Raw genomic sequence first — 20,229 nt, 5'->3', positions numbered from 1 at the left:
GGAGGACGCAATGCGCCACAGGACTCGCACGTCCCGCAAGGTGACGGTCCTCGCGGCCGTCACCGCCCTCGCCGCCGGCCTGCTCGCCGGTTGCGCCGAGGACAAGGAGGAGCCCGGCGGCTCCACGGGCGGCGGCGGAGGCGGTAAGGGCAAGACCACGCTCACGATCGGCGTCTTCGGGGCCTTCGGCCTGCAGGAGGCCGGTCTCTACAAGGAGTACGAGAAGCTCCACCCGGACATCACGATCAAGCAGAACTCCGTACAGCGCAACGAGAACTACTGGCCCGCGCTGCTCACCCACCTCAGCAGCGGCAGCGGCCTCTCCGACATCCAGGCCGTCGAAGTCGGCAACATCGCCGAGCTGACCGGCACCCACTCCGCCAAGCTGATGGACCTCGGCAAGACCGACGGCGTCGGCAAGAACGACTTCCTCGACTGGAAGTGGCAGCAGGGCACCACCAAGGACGGCAAGACCATCGGGCTCGGCACCGACATCGGCCCGACCGGCATCTGCTACCGCAAGGACCTCTTCGAGAAGGCAGGGCTGCCCACCGACCGCGAGGAGGTCGGCAAGCTCTGGGCCGGCAGCTGGGACAAGTACCTCGCCACGGGCAAGCGTTACCAGGCCAAGGCCCCCGACGGCACCTCCTTCGTGGACGGCGCGACGGGTGTGATGGCGGCCGTGCACGCCTCCGGCAAGGAGAAGTTCTACGACGAGGACGGGGAGCTGATCTACAAGGACAGCGCCGCGGTCAAGGAGGGCTGGGACCTCGCGGCCCAGTTCGCCGAGAACGGCCTGACCGCCAAGCTCCAGCAGTTCCAGCCCAGTTGGGACCAGGCCATCTCCAACGGCTCCTTCGCCACGATCACTTGTCCGCCCTGGATGCTCGGCTACATCAAGGACAAGGCGGGCGACAAGGGCGAGGACAAGTGGGACGTCGCCGCCTCGCCGAAGCCCGGCAACTGGGGCGGCTCCTTCCTGACCGTGCCCGAGGCGGGCGACAACAAGGAGGAGGCCGCGAAGCTCGCCGCCTGGCTGACCGAGCCCAAGCAGCTCGCCAAGCTCTTCGACGAGCGGGCCAGCTTCCCGAGCGCCGAAGCCTCGTACGAACTGCCCGAGGTGAAGGACGCGAAGAACCCCTACTTCGACAACGCGCCCGTGGGACAGATCTTCTCCGCAGCCGCCGAGGGCGTGCCGGTCCAGCCCATCGGCCCCAAGGACGGAATCATCTCCCAGTACCTGGCCGACACCGGGATGCTCGGCATCGACCAGAAGGGAACCGCCCCCGACAAGGCCTGGGACAAGGCCGTGAAGACGATCGACAACGCTTTGGACCAGTGACCGGGATGACGAGCGACGCCAGTACCGCCGCGCCCTCCCAGGAGGAGGGCGCGGTCCCCCGCACCAAGGCCGCCACGCGGTTCGACGACCCTGCGGAGGAGCGCCGCAGGGCACGGCGCAGCCGCCGCTACCGCTGGGACGTCAAGTGGAGTCCCTATGCCTTCATCGCCCCCTTCTTCCTCTTCTTCATCGCCTTCGGGCTCTTCCCGCTGCTCTATACGGGGTGGGCCTCGCTGCACCGCGTGGAGCTCGGCACGCCCACCGACATGGAGTGGGTGGGGCTGCGCAACTTCTCGCGCCTTTGGGACGACGAGTTCTTCTGGAACGCGCTGCGCAACACCTTCACCATCGGGCTGCTCTCGACCGTGCCCCAGCTCCTGATGGCCCTCGGCCTCGCCCACCTCCTCAACTACCGGCTGTCCGGCTCGATGTTCTTCCGGGTCGCGATCCTCACCCCGTACGCCACCTCGGTGGCCGCGGCGACGCTGGTCTTCGTGCTGATGTTCAGCCGCACCGACCACGGGATGATCAACTGGGGGCTCGGGCTCGTCGGGGTCGATGCCGTCGACTGGCAGAACGGGGACTGGACCGCGCAGTTCGCCGTCTCTTCCATCGTCATCTGGCGGTGGACCGGCTACAACGCGCTGATCTATCTGGCGGCGATGCAGGCCATCCCGCACGATCTCTACGAGTCGGCGGCCCTGGACGGCGCGAGCCGCTGGCAGCAGTTCCGGCACGTCACGATCCCTTCGCTGCGGCCGACGATCCTGTTCACCTGCGTCGTCTCGACGATCGGGGCGACCCAACTCTTCGGTGAGCCCCTGCTGTTCAGCCAGGGGGCGAGCCCCACGGGCGGCTCCGACCACCAGTTCCAGACCCTTGGCCTCTATCTCTACGAGCAGGGCTGGTTCAACCAGCACCTCGGCCGGTCCTCGGCGATCGCCTGGACGATGTTCCTGATTCTCGTACTGATCGGCCTCGTCAACTGGGTCATCAGCCGCCGGATCCGCAAGAGCGCGTGAGGGGATGACGTGACCACCACTCTGTCGACCAGGTCCACCGGGCCCCGCGAGCAGGGGCCGCGGCGCTCCAGGAAGCGGGGCGCGGGGCGCCAGCTGCACGGCGGGAAGATCACGTACGCCGTACTGATCCTGTTCACCATCGGCTCGCTCTTCCCGCTGGTGTGGACGGCGATCGCGGCGTCCCGCAACAACACCCGGCTCGCCGAGACCCCTCCTCCCTTCTGGTTCGGCGGCAATCTCTTCAAGAACCTGGAGATCGCCTGGACCGACGCCAACATGAGCGCGGCCCTCCTCAACACGCTGGTGGTGGCGGGCACCATCACGCTCGGCACCGTGCTCTTCTCCACCCTCGCGGGCTTCGCCTTCGCCAAGCTGCGCTTCCGCTTCCGGGGCTTCCTGCTGCTGCTCGTGATCGGCACGATGATGGTGCCGCCGCAGCTCAGCGTCGTCCCGCTGTTCATGGTGGTGGCGAAGCTGGGCTGGACCGACCAGCTGCAGTCCGTCATCCTGCCCACCCTCGTCAGCGCCTTCGGGGTGTTCTTCATGCGGCAGTACCTCAAGGAGGCGCTGCCCACCGAGCTGATCGAGGCCGCCCGGGTGGACGGCGCGAGCAGCTGGCGCGTGATCTGGCACGTGGTCTTCCCCGCCGCGCGCCCCGCGATGGCGGTCCTCGCCATGCTCACCTTCGTCATGGCGTGGAACGACTTCTTCTGGCCGATCATCGCCCTGACCCAGGAGGGCGAACCGACCGTGCAGGTGGCGCTGGCCGGGCTCGGCCGCGGGAACATCCCGGACCAGTCCGTGATCATGGCGGGCGCACTGCTCGGGACGCTGCCGCTGCTGCTCGCGTTCGTGCTGTTCGGGAAGCAGATCGTGGGCGGGATCATGCAGGGCGCGGTCAAGGGCTGATCCTGCTTTCCCCCCCTTCCCCCTCCCCCCCCGCCCCTCCCTCCCCTGCTGTTCACCGGCTCGTCAACTCCCCCTTTCCGTACGACTCATGGGAGCGCTCCTATGTCTTCGTCCACCGCCCGACTGACCTTTCCGCCCGACTTTCTGTGGGGTGCCGCGACCGCCGCGTACCAGATCGAGGGGGCCGTGCGGGAGGACGGCCGGACGCCGTCCATCTGGGACACGTTCAGCCATACGCCCGGCAAGGTGCTCGGCGGCGACACCGGGGACGTCGCCGTCGACCACTACCACCGGTGGCGCGACGACGTGCGCCTCATGGCGGACCTGGGCCTGTCCGCGTACCGCTTCTCGGTGTCGTGGTCGCGGGTGCAGCCCACCGGGCGGGGGCCCGCCGTGCAGCGCGGCCTCGACTTCTACCGCGCGCTCGTCGACGAACTGCTCGCGCACGGCATCCGCCCGATGGTCACCCTCTACCACTGGGACCTGCCGCAGGAGCTGGAGGACGCCTTCCCCAGCGGCTCGGCGGCGGGCGGCGGCTGGCCGGAGCGGGACACCGCCCATCGCTTCGCGGAGTACGCCGGGATCGTCGCCGGCGCTCTCGGGGACCGCGTGGAGATGTGGACGACGCTCAACGAGCCGTGGTGCAGCGCCTTCCTCGGCTACGGCTCGGGGGTGCACGCCCCGGGCCGCACCGACCCCGCGGCCGCCCTGCGCGCGGCTCACCATCTCAACCTCGCGCACGGCCTGGGCGCGCAGGCGCTGCGCGACGCCCTGCCGGGCCGCGCGCGGATCGGCGTCAGCCTCAATCCGAGCGCGGTGCGCCCGCTCACCCCGTCGGCCGCCGACCAGGACGCGCGGCGCCGGATCGACGCGCTGGCCAACCGCGTCTTCACCGGGCCGATGCTGCACGGTGCGTACGACGACGATCTGCTGGCCGACACCGCGCGCGTCACGGACTGGTCCTTCGTCCGCGACGGCGATCTGCGCATCACCCACCATCCCTTGGACTTCCTCGGCATCAACTACTACTCCCCCGCTGTCGTGTCGGCCTCCGAGGCCGACAAGGCCGGCCGGCCGCGCCCCGACGGGCACGGCGCGAGCACCCATTCCCCCTGGCCGGGCGCCGACGAGCACGTCTCCTTCCACCGGGCGCCCGGTGAACTCACCGCCATGGACTGGCCGGTGGATCCGACCGGTCTGAAGGACCTTCTCCTTGAGTACACCGCTCAGGCTCCTGGGGTTCCGCTCTACGTGACGGAAAACGGCGCGGCCTACGACGACAAGCCCGGCGCGGGCGGTCAGGTGCACGACCCCGAGCGCATCCGCTATCTGCACGGCCACCTCGCCGCCGTGCACGAGGCGATCCTGGCGGGCGCCGACGTGCGCGGCTACTACCTCTGGTCGCTGCTCGACAACTTCGAGTGGGCGTACGGCTACAGCAAGCGGTTCGGCGCGGTCTACGTCGACTACGCGACGCAGGCCCGCGTCCCGAAGTCCAGCGCCCACTGGTACGCGAAGGTCGCCGCCGCCGGGGAGCTGCCAGGGGAGGTCGCGGTGGACTGAGTTCCACGGACCGGGGCCAACGGGCCTCCGGGCTACCGGTGTACCGGGCAGGGCGATGCCCCGGCCGGGGTGGGGGGCTCCGGCCGGGGCATCTTGGGGGTGGTGGCTCTGTGTACGGGCCTCCTCGTACGCCTACTTGTACGCGGCGAACGCCTTGGTGAAGGCCAGCGGCCGCTGCTCGATCGAACTGCACGTGGGCTGCGCGGAGCCGGAGGCACCTCCGGGGCAGGCCTTGTCGCGGGTCGAGGACCACATCGAGAGCCGGCCGATTCCCTTGGCCTTGGCGAACTTCACGAGTTCAGCGACGTCGTCGACCTTGAAGACCTCGGTCGTGACGTCGTTGACGCCGATCATCGGGGTGACGGCGACGGCCTTCCACGCGGCCTTGCCGGAGAGGCCGAGCGCGGTCTTGAGCTGCTTCTGCGTGGCGGTCGCGGCCTGGGTCGCGTACGTACCCATGTCGCCGCTGTAGGCGGGCCCGTAGTCCATCGCCATGATGTTGACGGCGGAGATCTTCACGCCGTTCTTCCTGGCATTCGCGAGGAGGTCGACGCCGGGCCGGGTCAGGCCCTCGGGCATCACGGGCAGCGTGAACGACACGTCCAGGCCCGGGTGTTGCTTCTGGAGCTTCGCTATCGCCTGGGCGCGGCGGGTGTTGGCGGCGGTGTCCGGAAGGGCGGCGCCCTCGATGTCGAAGTCGACCTTGGTCAGGTCGTACGCGTCGACGACCTTGCCGTACGCCTTGGCGAGGGAGGCGGCGCTGTCGCACTTCAGGCCCAGTTCGGATCCTGCCGCGCCGCCGAAGGAGACGCGGACGTCGCCGCCCTTGGCGCGCAGGGCCTTGATCTGCGAGGCGACCTTGTCGTCACCGAGGGCGGTGGCACCGCCCCACAGGGGCTCGCAGCCGCCGCCGGAGGTGATGAAGGCGAGGTTGAACTCCTTGACGCCGGTCTTCTTGGCGGTGTCGAGGAGGTCGTAGGCGGGGGCGAGGGAGGTGTCGACGAAGGGGGCGAACCTGGCGGAGGTCTTGGCGGTTGTCTTGGCAGTGGTCGCCTTCTTGGCCGGGGTCTTGGCCGCGAGGGCCGCCCCGGAGAAGGCGAAGGCTCCGCCGCCGACGAGTGAGGCGGCGACGAGGCCGCCGACGACCTTGGTACGGGTGCGCATCGTGCGGCGGTGCGTGCGGGTCATGGCGTTGCCTGCCTTTTGTTGTGCGGGGGTGGGGGTGCGATCACGCTAGCCGCGGGGGGAACGACAAAAGGGGTAACTCTGGCCTGAGTTGGGGATCTTAGGGTTCGTTTAAGGGAGGGATGGGGGGTGGTTAAAGGTCGTTCGTCTGCAGGTGATCGGGGGCTGGTCGCGCAGTTCCCCGCGCCCCTTACGGGGCTGAGCTGAACGCCCCTTCAAGGGGCGCGGGGAACGGCGCGAGCAACCACGACGCACCCGCGGACAACACACGACGCCACACCCCCACCAGGGGCGCGAGGAACGGCGCGACCAGCCACCACACACCCGCAGAAAACACACGACCGTACACCCCCACCAGGGACGCGAGGAACGGCGCGAGCAACCACCACACACCCGCAGAAAACACACGACCGTACACCCCCACCAGGGGCGCGAGGAACGGCGCGAGCAACCACCACACACCCGCAGAAAACACACGACCGCCACCCCCACCAGGGGCGCGGGGAACGGCGCGAGCAACCACCAATCACCCGCAGGCTGCACACGACCGCACCCCCCCTCAGGGGCGCGAGGAACGGCGCAAACAACCGCTACGTGCCCCGCAGGGAGAGGCGTTTGCGGCGGCGGACCGCGGGGCCCCGGTGGCCCCGGCGGCCCTCCGAAGCCCCGTGCGCCCCCAGTTGGATCCAGACCCGAACCTCCGCACCGCCCAGCACCGAGCTGCCCACGCGGACGTCGCCGCCCGTCGATTCGGCGAGGCGGCGGACGATGTCCAGGCCGAGGCCCGTGGAGCCGTCCTCCCCGGAGCCCGCGCCCCGCGCCAACGCCGCCTCGGGGTCCGCGATGCCCGCCCCCGCGTCGGAGACGAGGACGATCACCGCGTCCTCACCGCTGTGCACGTCCACGGAGAACGCCGTGCCCTCGCGGGTGTGCCGGAAGACGTTGCCGAGCAACGCGTCGAGCGCGGCGACCAGTTCGGGCCTGGCCACCGGGATGCGGACCGGCCGGTCCACGCCCGCCACCCGCACCTCGCGTCCCTCGTCCTCCGCGAGCGCCGACCAGAAGGCCATCCGCTCCCGGATCACCTCGGCCGCGTCGCAGCCCGCACCGGGCCCCGCCATGGCCGTCTGCGGCTTGGCGTCCCGCGCGGTGCGGATGATCGTGTCGACCTCGCGCTCCAGCGTCTCGACCGCCGTACGGGTCTGCTCCGCCGCGGGCCCTTCACCGAGCGAGGCCGCGTTGAGCCGCAGCACCGTCAACGGTGTGCGAAGGCGGTGCGAGAGGTCGGCCGCCAGCTCCCGCTCGTTGGCGAGGAGTTGGACGACCTGGTCCGCCATCGAATTGAACGCCACCGCCGCCAGGCGCAGTTCGGTCGGCCCCTCCTCCGGCACCCGCGCCCCCAGCTTCCCCTCGCCGAGGTCGTGCGCGGCGCCCACCAGTCGTTTGGCGGGCTGGACCATGCGTACGCCGAGCCGGTCCGCGACCGCCACCGAGCCGATGACGAGCGCGATGCCGACGCCCGCGAGGACCACCCACGCCGTGGTCACGCCGTTGCTGACCTCGTCCTCGGGGACGAAGATCTCCACGACCGCCGTGCCCGAACTGAGCGCGGTCGGCTGCAGAACCACGAAGCCGCCGGGCACCTCGGTGGTCCTTGCCCGGCCCTTCTTGCGGGTCGCCTCGACGGCCCGCGGCTCGGCGCGGACCTCGCCGACCTCGAAGGCGGGGGCGTCGTCGACGGCGGGGACGTACACCGCCATCCGCCCGTCGCCGCCGGCCTCGGACGAGGCGACGGCCCGGGTGAGCTCCTCGCGGTCGGTGGTGATGGAGAGGGTGGGGCCCATGCCCGCGCCGTGCCGCTCCGCGTTGGAGATGGCCCGGTCCCTGGCCATCTCCTTGATGACGAGGCCGAGCGGCACCGCGAAGGCGACCACGACCATCGTCGTGACGGCCAGGCAGACCTTGACGAGGGCCCATCTCACAGCGGTGGCTCCGGCAGCGGCGGTTCCAGCTTCACGCCGACCCCGCGCAGGGTGTGCAGATAGCGGGGCCGCGCGGCCGTCTCGCCCAACTTCCGCCGCAGCCACGACAGATGGACGTCGATGGTCTGGTCGTCGCCGTACGACTGCTGCCAGACCTCGGCGAGCAGCTCCTTGCGCGGCACGACGACGCCGGGCCGCCCCGCGAGAAAGGCAAGGAGGTCGAACTCCCGCCGGGTCAGGTCGAGTCGCGCCCCGTCCAGCTCGGCCTGGCGCCGCAGCGGGTCGATGGAGAGCCCGCCGACCTGGATCACGTTGCTCGGCGGCGCCTCGCCCGCCGGGACGCGGGCGCGGCGCAGGACGGCGGCCATGCGGGCCGAGAGGTGCTCCACGGAGAACGGCTTGGTGAGGTAGTCGTCGGCGCCGTCGTTCAGGAGCCGGACGATCTCCGCCTCGTCGTCGCGCGCGGTGGCGATGATCACGGGTACGTCCGTGATGCCGCGCAGCATCTTCAGCGCCTCCGACCCGTCGAGGTCGGGCAGGCCGAGATCCAGGATCACCACGTCAAAGCGGAAATGGGCGACCTCGCGCAGCGCCTCCAGAGCCGTCCCGACGCTGCGCACGGTGTGCGACGCCTCGGTCAGGTGCCGGATGAGGGCGGAGCGCACGAACTGGTCGTCCTCGACGACGAGCACACTTGCCATGGGCGGCACCGTACGCCATACGGAGGAACGCGGTCCTCCCTGGGACGCCCGCCCCGGGGGCGGGGGCAGGGGTGTCTCCCCCGGGTGGCGTGGTGCAGTATGGCCCGCGATGCACAGAGGACTCGTACACACCATCGCGTGGTCGCTCGCCACGGGCGCGGCGGTCACGCTGTCCTGGTGGGGCGTCCACACGGTGATGGCGGGCACCGCCTACGACCCGCCGCGCGCCCTGCCCCTGGCGGGCGACGACGGCGGCGACGACAGCGACGACACGGACCACGCGAAACCGCTGGCCTCCTCGACGCACCGCCCCGAGTCGCCGAAGGCCGACAAGCCGTCGAAATCGCAGAAGCCGTCGAAGTCCCCGGACGCGGCGAAACCGTCCAGGACCCGCCCGAACACCCCCACCGCACCCCCGCCCACGAGCGCGGGCACCGGCACGGTGAAGAGCTACAACACCGACGGCGGCCGGGTCGTCTTCGACCTGGGCAAGGACTCCGCGACGCTGGTCACGGCGGTGCCCGCGGCAGGCTGGTCGGTGCAGACGTGGAAGCAGGACAAGTGGATCCGCGTGGAGTTCACGGCGGGCGCGGCCAAGCTGTCGGTGTTCTGCACCTGGCACGACACCGCACCGCGGGTGGAGATCAACAAGTACTGACCGGCTCTGGGCGGGGCCTCGTCACCGGAACACCGACGACGGCGGCGCCGGCGAGGCGACCGCGCTCGCGTCCGTGACGGCCGCCGCTCCCCCGCTGAAGTCCCGAAGGCCCCGTCCGTGTTCGACCCTGCCGGGGTGCGGGTCGCCCGCGCAGCGCCGGGTCAGCTCGGCGAGGGGCAGCGCGTGGTCGCAGCCGAGGAGCACGGCGTTGCCGAAGCGCTTGCCGCGCAGCACCGCGGGGTCGGCGACGAGCGCGAGCTCGGGGAAGAGCGCGGCGGCGGTGGCGAGCTGGCCGCGCAGATGCGCGAGCGGAGGGCCGTCGGCGAGGTTGGCGGTGTAGTACCCGCCGGGCCTCAGGGCCCTGCGCACCTCGGTGAGGAACTCCGTGCTGGTGAGGTGCGCGGGGGTGCGGGCCCCGCTGAACACATCGGCGATGACGAGGTCCGCCCAGCCGTCGGGGACCTTCGCGAGGCCTTCGCGGGCGTCGGTGCCGCGCACCCGCACCCGGGCCTGGGGGTCCAACGGCAGTTCGCGGCGCACCAGTTGGACGAGCGCGGTGTCGCGCTCGACGATCTGCTGGGTGGAGCGGGGGCGGGTCGCGGCTATGTAGCGGGCGAGGGTGAAGGCGCCGCCGCCGAGGTGCAGGGCGTGTATCGGTTTGCCCGGGGGCGCCACGAGGTCGGCGATGTGCCCGATCCTGCGCTGGTACTCGAAGTCGAGGTGTGCGGGGTCGTCGAGGTCGACGTGCGACTGCGGGGCGCCGTCCACGAGCAGCGTCCAGGCGCGCGGCCTGTCCCGGTCCGGCATCAGCTCGGCGAGCCCGCCGTCCACCTTCTCGACGACGGCCTCCCGGCCTTCCCGGGACCGCTTGTTCCTTGCCATCAGGCCATTATCGGCGTACGAGGACGAAGCGGCCCGGCGGCGGTGCGGGAGCCGCTCAGCGGCAGTTGTCGGCGGCCTCGATGGTGCGGGCGGCCTGGCCGAGCGCGGCCCGCAGGACGGCGGGGTCGGTGACGGGGTCGGTCTCGCCGCCGGGCGGCAGGAGCCAGCCGGTGCCCGCGACGGGCGGCTCGGGGACGGCGGGGCCGGGATCGGGCGTCGCGTAGACGCTCATGCCGCGTCCGAAGGTCTGGGTGCAGGCGCTGCCCGGCAGGTCCCAGCCGTCGGCGGTGCCGGGCGGCACCAGGAAGCCGAGGGTGTCGCAGCTCCCGTCGTGCAGCACGGGGCCGATGGTGTCGCCCGCGCCGCGGCGCAGGATGTCGACGGCTTCGAGGCCCTGCCTGGCCGGGACCGTGACCAGGTCGCAGCACTCGTCGTCGCAGGGGGCGGCGCCGGGGGGCAGGGCGCTGCCGTCCTGGGTGGGCCGGTGCCGTGCCGTCGTCAGTGATGCCGAGGGCGCGCCGCTCTCCGCCAGGGAGTCGCTGTTCTCCATGCCGACCTCCAACAAGGGGACCCCTCCTCGCCAGTGCGGGAGCCGCGTCACTCCCGCTCCTCGTGGTTCAACGCGCATCGGCGTCAACAGGCACTGCGGCGCGCCGCCGCAAAGGATGGCAGTTCATGGCAGATCCCGGGTGAGATATCCGGTTTGTAGCCAAACACCGCGTGCCGGGCCCGGATGAGCCGGTACGTTCGTGCTCCGCCGGAACAGGGGCGGCCCCGCGGGATCCAGCGCGCGGGCGCGGCGTATCCAGTGCGCGAGCGTGTGCACGGTCCGGCACGATCCGCACGAGAGGGTCCGGCCATGGCGTCGTCTCCGATGACATCGTCAACTCAGTCCCCACGACCGAACCTTGCCTTCCGACAGCTTCGCGGACAGCGCTCGCCCGGCGAGTTCGCCGCCGCCGTCCGGCGGGCGGCCCGTGAGATCGGCGAGCGGGTCAGCTGCGACGCGCGCTACATCGGGCGCGTGGAAGCGGGCGAGATCCGCTGCCCCAACTACGCCTACGAGCGTGTGTTCCTGCACATGTTCCCGGGCCGGACGCTGACGGACCTGGGGTTCGCCCCTCGCGCGCAGGTGCGCGGAAGGGCGGCGCGCACCGAGTCCGAAGGCCTTACCGACCTCCCCCGTCTCCCCCGCCTTCCCGACCTTCCCGACCAGCCCGACCAGCCCGACCTTCCCGACCAGCCCGACCTCACGTTCCAGCCGCAGCCCCCCGCCCACTTCCTGATTCCGTCCCAGACCACGATCCACTTGTACGAGTCCCATCCGTCCGGGTCCGACCCCCGCGCCTGCGATCCGTACGCGATCCAGACTCACGAGGAGAGCGACGTGCAGCGTCGCGCATTCATGACCGGCTCCACGGCCGCCGTGGCCGCCGCCCTGGGGCCCATCGGCCTCACCCTGGGCGGCCCGGCGGAGGCGGCCGCCCTGCGCGGCCGCCGGGTCGGCGAGGCCGAGGTCGGCGCGGTCGAGGCGGCCGTGCGCAAGATCAGGCTGCTCGACGACCGGCACGGCGCCGACGGCCTCTACCGGCGGGCCGCCGCCCCGCTGCGCACCGCCTACACCCTGCTCGACGCGGGGACCACGACGCGGCGGGCCACCTCGGAACGGCTGCACGCGGGCGCCGGTGAACTGGCCATCTCCGTCGGCTGGCTGGCGCACGACTCCGGCCGCTTCGACGACGCCCGCTCGCACTACGCCGAGGCCCTCGCGACGGCCCGGGTCTCGGGGGACGCCGCTCTGGAGGCGCACGCCTTCTGCAACACCGCCTTCCTCGCGCGGGACGCGGGGCGCCCCAGGGAGGCGGTGCGGGCGGCGCAGGCGGCGACCCGGGCGGCCCGCCACCTCGGCTCGCACCGGCTGCTCTCGCTGATCGCGCTGCGGGAGGCGGGGGGCTGGGCGGGGCTCGGCGACCGCTCGGGCTGCGAGCAGTCGCTGACCCGCGCGCATCTCCTCTTCGACCGCGGTACCTGCGAGAGCGACCCGGAGTGGATGACGTTCTACGGCCCTGCCGAGCTGGCGGGCCTCGAGGCGCAGTGCTGGTCGGCCCTCGGCGAGTGGGCGCGGGCCGCGGGACACGCGCGGCACGCGGCGGCCACCGCCACCTGTCAGACCCCGCAGTTCACCAGGAACATCGCGCTCTACACCGCCGAGCTCGCCGACGACCTGGCCCGCGCCGGGTGCCCCGACGAGGCGGCGACGGCGGGGCTGCGGGTCCTCTCGTTCCTCGACGAGGTGCAGTCCTCCCGCATCCAGTCGATGCTCGCCACGACCGCGCGGGTCCTGCTTCCGCACCGCAGGGCAACGGAGGTGAGCGGCTTCCTGGAGCGGCACGCCGCGCTGCCGCGGGCGGTGTAGCGGGACCTAGGCCAGGTGGCCCGTCTCGTTCCACGACTCGATGGCGGGCTCTCCATAGGCCCAGCCCAGGGTCGACAGCGAGGTCGGGTTGAGGCGGATGCGGGCGGCGAACTCGATGCCGAGGCCGAGCCAGCGCGCGCCGATGGCCCGCAGGATGTGGCCGTGCGCGAATACGAGGACGTCACGGCCGTCGCGGTCGGCGCTCCTGGCCCACTGCACCACCTCGTCCGCGCGCGCGGAGACCTGCTCCAGCGTCTCGCCGTCGGGGACGCCGTCCCGCCAGATGAACCAGCCGGGGCGGATCGCCTGGATGTCGGCGGGGGTCATGCCGTCGTACGCGCCGTAGTCGAACTCCATGAGCGCGTCCCAGGTGGTGGCGCGGTCCCCGAAGCCGGCGATCTCGCAGGTCTCCCGCGCGCGGGAGAGCGGGCTGGTGCGCACCTCGACGTCCGGGAGGCCGTCGTAGGGCGCCCGGCGCAGGCGTTCGCCCAGGAGCTTGGCGCCCTGGCGGCCCTCCTCCAGGAGCGGGATGTCCGTCCTGCCGGTGTGCTTGCCGGACAGTGACCATTCCGTCTGTCCGTGCCGGGCCAGCAGGATGCGGGGTGCCATGGGGAACTCTCCAATGTCGTACGCGTGAATCTCGTGCGGCGCGCTCCGGTGTGGCCTTTGCCGCTTTTGCGGGCGGTTGCGCGCCCACCCTTCCCATCATCGCCCACCCGCGATCACCAGCCCGTCGGGCCTGGCAACCCGGGCGCCGATCTCTGCGTCTAAGACGACCGGGGGATGCCCCGAACGACCTTCGCGTACGCCGTAAAGTGATGCCGCGGCGTACGCCGTGTGAACAGAGATGAGTGGGGGAACGACCGGATGCCGAAGACCGACGTACCAGGCACCGGGGGCATAACCGGGCACCGGCTTCGCTGGTGGACGGAGCTGCCGCTGATCGTGCTGGTGTACGCCGCGTACTCGGCGGGCCGGCTCCTGGCCCGCGGTGACGTGTCCACCGCCGTCGACCACGGCGTCGGCATCCTCGAGGTCGAGCAGTTCCTGCGGCTCGACGCGGAGAGCCCGCTGAACCGTCTCTTCACCGCCAACGCCTGGATCGGCGTCCCCGCCGACTTCTGGTACGCCTCGCTGCACTATCTCGTCACGCCTGCGGTCCTGATCTGGCTGTTCCGCAGCAGGGCGGTCCACTACCGCGCCGCGCGCGCGTGGCTGATGATCTCCACCCTGATCGGCCTGGTCGGCTTCACGCTGATGCCGACCTGTCCGCCGCGGCTGCTCGACGCGAGCCACGGCTTCGTCGACACCATGGCGCAGTTCAGCGACTACGGCTGGTGGGGCGGCGAGGCGAGCGCGCCGCGGGGCCTGGGCGGCATGACCAACCAGTACGCGGCGATGCCCAGCCTGCACGTGGGGTGGGCGCTGTGGTGCGGCGTGATGCTGTGGCGGCACGGGCGCTCGCCGCTGACCCGGGTGGCCGCGGTCGCCTACCCGCTCATCACCACGCTCGTCGTGATGGGCACCGCCAACCACTACTTCTTCGACGCGCTGGCGGGCGCCGCCGTGATGGGGGTCGGATTCCTGCTCGTACGTCCCGTGCAGCGGCTGACCGACCCGCTGATGGCGCGGGCGCGGGCGCGTTTCATGCGGCCCGACGAGGCCTCCTCCGCCACAGAGTCCTCAATTGTCAGTGCCGGGTGCCAGACTTCGTCGGGTGAGCGAATTCCCCGACAGCGCAAGCAGAGTGCCGGTTCCGGCGCCGAGCCCAGCGCCCACCCCGCCGAAGCGGGGGACGGCGCTCCGGCAGCTGCTCGCTGAGCTGCGCGGCCCCGACGTTCCCGCGCGGCCGCTGGACGCCCGCGCGCTCGCCGCGCTCGCGGCCAACCCCGGGTGCAGACGGCGGGCACTGCTCGACGGCGCGGGCGTGGACAAGACCGCGCTCGCGCAGTCGCTCGGTTCGCCCTCCGGCTTCGGCCAGTCCCAGTTCGCGTTCATGCGGGGCAATGCCTTCGAGGCGCGGGTCAAGGCGGACGGCGGCGCGGAGCTGCTGCGCCTGACGCACGCGCGCCTGGGCGGCGGGCCCGAGCCGGTGCCGGGCGAGTCCGCCGTCCCCGATCTGTCGGCGGCGGGCCCCGAGGGCCGCGCGGCGCGCACGGCGCTCGCACTGCGCGAGGCCACGGAGTCCGGCGGCTGGACGCTCCTGGACCACCCGATGCTGGCCCTGGACGTGGCCGGGACGCCTGCCTTCCTGGAGCCGGACGCGGTGGTGGTCCAGCCGGACGGCGGCTGGGCGGTCGTGGAGATCAAGTCCTTCCCGATGATCGACGGTTCGGCGGACGCGGCGAAGGTGGGCGCGGCCGCCCGCCAGGCCGCGGTGTACGCCCTGGCGCTGGAGCGCGTGGCCGAGCGCATGGACCCCGCGCCCCGCATCCGGCACCACGTCCTGCTGGTCTGCCCCAAGGACTTCTCGAACCTCCCCACGGCGTCCGCGATCGATGTCCGCAAGCAACTGTCGGTGACCCGGCGCCAGCTGGCCCGCCTCACCCGCGTCGAGGACATCGCGGCACAGCTTCCGCAGGGCACGAGCTTCGACGTGCGGCGCCCCGCGGCCGAGCTGACCGAGGCGGTCGAGGCGGTCCCCGCGACGTACGCCCCCGAGTGCCTGGCCGCCTGCGAGCTGGCCTTCCACTGCCGGGACCGCGCCCGCGAGGAGGGCGAGGTGACGTCCCTGGGCCGCGCGATCCGCGGCGAGCTCGGCGGCCTGACGACCATCGGCGAGGTCCTCGCGGCGGCGAACGGCTCCGCGGGCGACCCCATGGACCCTGCGGTGGCGGCGCTGCGGAGGGCCTCGCGGCTGCGGCGGGAAGCGGTGTGCGGGGCGGGGGTCCTGTCGGGGGCGGAGGCGTTGTCGGGGGCAGGGGGTTTGCCCGGCGGGAGCGCCATGCCCGGCGGGAGCGCTGCGCCCGGCGTGGGCCGTGTACCCGGCGGGAGCGCCTCGGGGGGCGCCTCATGCTGACCGCCGCTTCGACGCACGTACGCGAGTCCCCCACCCACCCGGCGGCTTGTCCGGTGGCTGCTCGACCCCGGGCAATCTGGCGGGCGGGTGGGGACGATCCGCCGCGAAGCGGCGGCAAGGACACCCACGCCCCGCAGACGAAAAAGGACGGCACGTGTCGCTGATCGACAGCCTCGCCCGGCTGGAAGCCGTGGAGACCGGACGCGCGCAGCCCCGCGCGACGGTCCGGCACCGGCACATCTCCCAGCGCCCCCTCGTCCTCGTCCCCCTGACCACCGCCGGAGAGGCGGGCGCGCCCCTCGGCGCGCTCGTCGGGACGGAGCGGACCTCGCCCCGGCTCCTCGTGGTCCCCCAGCCCCGTGACCGCGACCTCCGCTTCGCCTTCCTCGCGCAGCTCGCCGAGGTCGTCCTGCCGTACGTGGACTCGTTCGCGGACGACGTCGAGGCCGCCGAGCGCAGCGAGACGGACCCCGAGACCGGCAAGCGCGTCAAGGTCGAGGTCGAACTGTGCGCGGACGCCCCGCAGTTGATCGTCCCCAGCCGTGCCGGCATCGAGTTCGTGCGGCTCCTCGGCCGCTCCATGCGCTTTCGCCGCACCGCCGAGCAGGACCCCGACGCGCCCTACCCCGCCCCGCCCCGCGTCCCGCTGCTCGGCCGCTGGCTCACGCACTTCGGGGAGCGCGCACGCGTGCCCGGCTCATCCCTGCTCACTGCCATGACCGAGCTGCTCGCGCGGCACTGGGCCACCGGCCAGTCCAGCCTCGAGGACCAGCACCTGGGCGCGCTGCTCGCCTGGATCGAGGCCCCGGAGAGCACATCGGGCGCCGAGGCCGCGCTCCGCGCCGAGCTCGGCCGCGACAAGGCCGGACAGCTGCTGTGCCCGCCCGCGGGCCCGGCCACGGACCCGGCGTTCGACAACGACCTGCTGGCCCCGGCCATGGAGCGCTACGACCGCGCGCGCACCGCCCTCGCCGCCGCCGAGGACGGCGTCGAGGCGGACGAGCGCCTGGCTCTGCTGACCGCGGCCGAGCGGGAGATCCACTCCCTGGTCGACAGCAGGACCCGCCCCACCTGGGACGCGGTGTGGCGCGGCCTCGACGCCCTGTGCACCCTCCCCGAGGCGGCGCACGCCGCCGACCGCTGGACCCGCGACCGCTGGTCGTTCACCGGCCACCGGGACCGCGTGACGGCGGGCGAGCCGCCGCAGCCCCGCGTGGACGACGCGGTCACCGCGGCGAACAAGCTGGCCACGCGCGAGCGCGAACAGGCCCGCCTGGACGCCCAGGAAGCGCTCGACGACCCCTTGGTGATGGCGGGCCGCCGCCTCGCGGGCGAGGCCTTCGCCGGTGAGGTGACGGAGGTCGTCATGGCGTACAGCGAGGCCAAGAGCCCGAGGCCGCGCCCGCTGATCACCGTCCGCACGGACGACCGGCCGCACCTCGGCGAGCGCACGAAGGCGTACCGCGCGCTCCAAGGCAAGCCGCAGACGGCGGAGTTCGTCGCGTACGAGGGTGAGGGCGTCGTCGTGCTGCGCCTCACCGACAAGATGGGCCGCGGCAAGGAGCCCGACGCGGGGTCCGTCCCCGAGAAGGGCGACCGGATCTGCTGGACGCTCTTCGAGCACGAGCAGCGCGGCGGCCCCAAGCTGCCTGACCCCGAGGACACTCCGTGGACGCACGGCGGGCCGCCCGCCGACAACGCGGACGCCGCGGAGAGCCCCGACCCCGTGACCGCGGAGGACACCCTGTGATGCAGCTCGCCCCGCCCGCGGGCGGCACGTTCGACCCCGGCGCCGAGGCCACGCGCGCCACGGAGGCGATCCTCCACGACACCCTGCACGGCACGCACCGCGGCGTCGTGGTCGACTCGCCGCCGGGCGCGGGGAAGTCGACGCTGGTGGTCCGCGCGGCCCGCGAACTGGCCGCGGCAGGACGGCCGTTGATGGTGATCGCGCAGACGAACGCCCAGGTGGACGACCTGGTCCTGCGGCTCGCCGAGAAGGACCCGGAGCTGCCGGTGGGCCGTCTGCACAGCAGCGACCCCGACCCGTACGACAAGGCGCTCGACGACCTGGCGAACGTACGGAAGTCGACGAAGGCGGGCGACCTCGCGGGCCTGGACGTGGTCATCTCCACGGCCGCGAAGTGGGCGCACGTCAAGGCCGACCAGCTCGACGCGCCGTGGGGGCACGCCATCGTCGACGAGGCGTACCAAATGCGGTCGGACGCGCTGCTGGCCGTCGCGGGGCTCTTCGAGCGGGCGCTGTTCGTGGGCGACCCGGGGCAGTTGGACCCGTTCTCGATCGTCGGCGCGGAGCAATGGGCCGGGCTTTCGTACGACCCCTCGGCCTCGGCGGTGGCCACGCTCCTCGCCCACAACCCCGAACTGCCGCAGCACCGCCTGCCGGTGTCGTGGCGGCTTCCGGCCTCGGCCGCGCCGCTCGTCTCGGACGCCTTCTATCCGTACACGCCGTTCCGCAGCGGCACGGACCACGGAGACCGCTCACTCAACTTCGCGGTGCCGTCTGACGGTTCGGGCCCCGACCGGGTGATCGACGAGGCGGCGCAGGCGGGTTGGGGCCTGCTCGAACTCCCCGCGCGGAACACGCCGCGCACGGACCCGGAGGCGGTCCGCGCACTGGCCCAGGTCGTCCGCCGACTCCTGGACCGCGGCGGCGCGGCCACCTCCGAGCGCTCCCCCGACCCGACGCCGCTGACCGCCGACCGCATCGCGGTCGGTACGGCCCACCGCGACCAGGCGGCGGCGGTCCGCGCGGCACTCGCGGACCTGGGCGTCATGGACGTCACGGTGGACACGGCGAACCGCCTCCAGGGCCGTGAGTACGACGTGACGGTCGTCCTGCACCCGCTCTCGGGCCGCCCGGACGCCACGGCCTTCCACCTGGAGACGGGCCGCCTCTGCGTCCTCGCCTCCCGCCACCGCCACGCCTGCATCGTGGTCTGCCGCGCGGGCGTCTCCGACCTCCTGGACGACCACCCGTCCACGGAGCCGGTCCAGCTGGGCGTCACGGTGAAGTTCCCTGACGGGTGGGAGGCGAACCAGGCGGTTCTCGCCCGCCTCGCGGAACATCGCGTGGCCTGGCGGCCCCATTAGCGGCCCCGTAAGGGGCGCGGGGAACTGCGTGCTCAGCCCATGAAGAGCCGCAGACGCGTCTGCCGAGTTCCTGAGCAGACGCGTCTGCGGCTTCTTTGTGGTTGCTCGCGCAGTTCCCCGCGCCCCTGACGGGGCCCGAGGCCCACTTGCAGGGCGAGGGACAATGAGAGACGGCCGGGCCCCGGACGGACGGCCCGCACCGTACGAGGAGGACAAACCATGGCGGAGCCCGAGCGGCCCCGGACCGAGCAGCGCATGCGACCCGCTCCCCTGCTCTTCGAGCCGACCGAGGCGGCCGGCGACCCCGAGCACTTCTTCGACCTGGAGTCGATCGAGGACCCCCGGGAGCTCCTCGACCGGGCGACCGAGCTGACCCACGCCTTCCGTGCCGCGACGGACCGGTCCATCGAGTTCCAGGCCATCGCGGCCGCCCAGCTCGCCGACCCCCGCCGCTTCGACCGCCTGACGCCCGCGCTGATCGCGGAGCGCGCGGACTGGACCGAGGACTACGCCAAGAAGATGGTCGAGTTCGGGCGTGACCTGCTGCGCGGGAGCGTCGAGAAGCAGGGCTGAGGGGGCCGGCAGGGGCGGCACACGGCCCCAGCAAGATCATTTGGCATATGCCAAGGGGCAAGGTACCCCACCCCACCCCTTGTTGTCCCGATTTCTAGCAACTCTCAGAAATGGAATGCTCACTACCGGTAGATGTATCTGCCATGAGCAGCAGCACTCCCCTCCACACCCCCGCCGCAGCCCCCACGGCCCCGTCCCCCACCGGGCCCGCGCACGACGCCTGCGACGTCACCGCGGAAGGAGCCGCCTGGCTCGCCTCTGCGGAAACGTATCCGCGCAGCGCCCTGGCTCACTGGCGCACCCGCCCCACGGCCCCCGCCGTCCTCCCCTGCGGCTCCGCCTTCGACGTGGTGAGCGTGCCCGCGGTCTTCGGACGGCGAATGCTCGACCGCTTATGGGAGGAAGGCCCCGGCTCGGGCCCCGTCGCCGCCCACCGCGGCCGCATGCTGCTCTTCGCCGCCCCCGGCACCGCCCAGCGCCTGCCCTCGCTCCTGGAGTGGGAGGAGTGGGGCCCCGCGGTCCCCTCCGTGCTCTGCCACGGCACGGGCGACGCCGTCACCGTGCCGCCGCCCACCGCAGGCGCCGCGGACGCCACCACCTCCGCCGACCGGCTCGACTCGCGCTGGCTCGTCGCCCCCGACACCCGTCACCCCTGGCTGCCGGGCCCCGAGGTGATGCTCTGGGCCTGCGTACGGGCGGCCAGGGCGGCAGCGGGATCCGCGGTGCGCATATCGATTTTTCCTGGCGGCGATCAGGATGCTAAGGTCTACGACGTCAGCAGGCGCCGCTAGCTCAGTTGGTTAGAGCAGCTGACTCTTAATCAGCGGGTCCGGGGTTCGAGTCCCTGGCGGCGCACAGACAGT

Annotated in this window: 17 protein-coding genes, 1 tRNA gene and 1 pseudogene; 13 read left to right on the top strand and 6 right to left on the bottom strand. The window is 72.4% G+C overall.

Features of this window, described 5'->3' with window-relative positions; translation table 11 throughout:
• Positions 1-10 precede the first annotated feature (10 nt).
• The 4 genes from AB0B50_RS31580 (at position 11) to AB0B50_RS31565 (ending at position 4,836) form a co-directional block, all read left to right on the top strand.
• Positions 11-1,342, top strand: a complete 1,332-nt coding sequence (locus AB0B50_RS31580) for an ABC transporter substrate-binding protein (protein ID WP_362339210.1) — start codon at positions 11-13, stop codon at positions 1,340-1,342.
• Positions 1,343-1,347: 5 nt separating this feature from the next.
• Positions 1,348-2,364: a sugar ABC transporter permease gene (locus AB0B50_RS31575; protein WP_362339209.1), complete on the top strand. Its 1,017-nt coding sequence runs from the start codon at positions 1,348-1,350 to the stop codon at positions 2,362-2,364.
• Positions 2,365-2,385: 21 nt separating this feature from the next.
• On the top strand, positions 2,386-3,273 hold the full coding sequence (locus AB0B50_RS31570; protein WP_362339321.1) for a carbohydrate ABC transporter permease: 888 nt from the start codon (positions 2,386-2,388) through the stop codon (positions 3,271-3,273).
• A 102-nt stretch (positions 3,274-3,375) separates the two neighbouring features.
• Positions 3,376-4,836, top strand: coding sequence for a GH1 family beta-glucosidase (locus tag AB0B50_RS31565; RefSeq protein ID WP_362339208.1), 1,461 nt, complete (start codon positions 3,376-3,378; stop codon positions 4,834-4,836).
• Positions 4,837-4,968: 132 nt separating this feature from the next.
• Here AB0B50_RS31565 and AB0B50_RS31560 read toward each other — a convergent pair.
• The 3 genes and pseudogenes from AB0B50_RS31560 to AB0B50_RS31550 form a co-directional block, all read right to left on the bottom strand.
• Positions 4,969-5,862: pseudogene (locus AB0B50_RS31560) on the bottom strand (chitinase); the annotation flags it as partial.
• 749 nt (positions 5,863-6,611) lie between these two features.
• A complete protein-coding gene (locus AB0B50_RS31555; RefSeq protein ID WP_362339207.1) occupies positions 6,612-8,003 on the bottom strand; it encodes a HAMP domain-containing sensor histidine kinase in 1,392 nt (463 codons plus the stop codon).
• Complete coding sequence (locus AB0B50_RS31550; protein ID WP_362339206.1) at positions 8,000-8,704, bottom strand: response regulator transcription factor; 705 nt, start codon at positions 8,702-8,704, stop codon at positions 8,000-8,002. Before AB0B50_RS31550 ends, AB0B50_RS31555 begins: the two co-directional genes overlap by 4 nt.
• A 109-nt stretch (positions 8,705-8,813) precedes the next feature.
• Here AB0B50_RS31550 and AB0B50_RS31545 point away from each other — a divergent pair, with 109 nt between their 5' ends.
• A complete protein-coding gene (locus AB0B50_RS31545) occupies positions 8,814-9,362 on the top strand; it encodes a hypothetical protein (protein ID WP_362339205.1) in 549 nt (182 codons plus the stop codon).
• A 21-nt stretch (positions 9,363-9,383) separates the two neighbouring features.
• Here the strand turns inward: AB0B50_RS31545 and AB0B50_RS31540 are convergent, their stop codons facing one another.
• Together AB0B50_RS31540 and AB0B50_RS31535 are read right to left on the bottom strand one after the other, a co-directional pair.
• A complete protein-coding gene (locus AB0B50_RS31540) occupies positions 9,384-10,244 on the bottom strand; it encodes a fused MFS/spermidine synthase (protein ID WP_362339204.1) in 861 nt (286 codons plus the stop codon).
• A gap of 55 nt (positions 10,245-10,299) precedes the next feature.
• The gene (locus AB0B50_RS31535) at positions 10,300-10,794 is read right to left on the bottom strand and encodes a hypothetical protein (RefSeq protein WP_362339203.1); all 495 of its coding nucleotides are present in this window, start codon (positions 10,792-10,794) and stop codon (positions 10,300-10,302) included.
• A 309-nt stretch (positions 10,795-11,103) separates the two neighbouring features.
• On the opposite strand from AB0B50_RS31535, the gene AB0B50_RS31530 reads away from it, so the two are divergent.
• Positions 11,104-12,660 carry a tetratricopeptide repeat protein gene (locus AB0B50_RS31530; RefSeq protein ID WP_362339202.1) on the top strand — a complete coding sequence of 519 codons (1,557 nt, stop codon included), beginning with the start codon at positions 11,104-11,106 and terminating at the stop codon, positions 12,658-12,660.
• Positions 12,661-12,666: 6 nt separating this feature from the next.
• Here the strand turns inward: AB0B50_RS31530 and AB0B50_RS31525 are convergent, their stop codons facing one another.
• A complete protein-coding gene (locus AB0B50_RS31525; protein ID WP_362339201.1) occupies positions 12,667-13,269 on the bottom strand; it encodes a histidine phosphatase family protein in 603 nt (200 codons plus the stop codon).
• Positions 13,270-13,527: 258 nt separating this feature from the next.
• Here AB0B50_RS31525 and AB0B50_RS31520 point away from each other — a divergent pair, with 258 nt between their 5' ends.
• The 7 genes from AB0B50_RS31520 to AB0B50_RS31490 all read left to right on the top strand — a co-directional run bounded on the left by AB0B50_RS31520 (position 13,528) and on the right by AB0B50_RS31490 (position 20,221).
• Complete coding sequence (locus AB0B50_RS31520) at positions 13,528-14,481, top strand: phosphatase PAP2 family protein (protein WP_362339200.1); 954 nt, start codon at positions 13,528-13,530, stop codon at positions 14,479-14,481.
• Positions 14,408-15,679 (top strand): hypothetical protein, encoded by a 1,272-nt coding sequence (locus AB0B50_RS31515; RefSeq protein WP_362339320.1) that lies wholly within the window; start codon positions 14,408-14,410, stop codon positions 15,677-15,679. Before AB0B50_RS31520 ends, AB0B50_RS31515 begins: the two co-directional genes overlap by 74 nt.
• A gap of 154 nt (positions 15,680-15,833) precedes the next feature.
• Entirely contained in the window at positions 15,834-17,429 is a 1,596-nt protein-coding gene (locus AB0B50_RS31510) for a hypothetical protein (protein ID WP_362339199.1), read from the top strand.
• A complete protein-coding gene (locus AB0B50_RS31505; protein WP_362339198.1) occupies positions 17,429-18,793 on the top strand; it encodes an AAA domain-containing protein in 1,365 nt (454 codons plus the stop codon). The genes AB0B50_RS31510 and AB0B50_RS31505 overlap by 1 nt, the downstream gene beginning before the upstream one ends.
• A gap of 219 nt (positions 18,794-19,012) precedes the next feature.
• Entirely contained in the window at positions 19,013-19,366 is a 354-nt protein-coding gene (locus AB0B50_RS31500) for a hypothetical protein (protein WP_362339197.1), read from the top strand.
• A 143-nt stretch (positions 19,367-19,509) separates the two neighbouring features.
• The gene (locus AB0B50_RS31495) at positions 19,510-20,157 is read left to right on the top strand and encodes a bifunctional DNA primase/polymerase (protein WP_362339196.1); all 648 of its coding nucleotides are present in this window, start codon (positions 19,510-19,512) and stop codon (positions 20,155-20,157) included.
• Positions 20,148-20,221: transfer RNA gene (locus AB0B50_RS31490), tRNA-Lys, on the top strand. Before AB0B50_RS31495 ends, AB0B50_RS31490 begins: the two co-directional genes overlap by 10 nt.
• Positions 20,222-20,229: the final 8 nt, after the last annotated feature.

The organism is Streptomyces sp. NPDC041068, assembly GCF_040647455.1.
Classification (GTDB): Bacteria; Actinomycetota; Actinomycetes; order Streptomycetales; family Streptomycetaceae; genus Streptomyces.
Note: the sequence above shows the minus strand (reverse complement) of the source record. Positions and strands in the feature narration are given on the sequence as shown.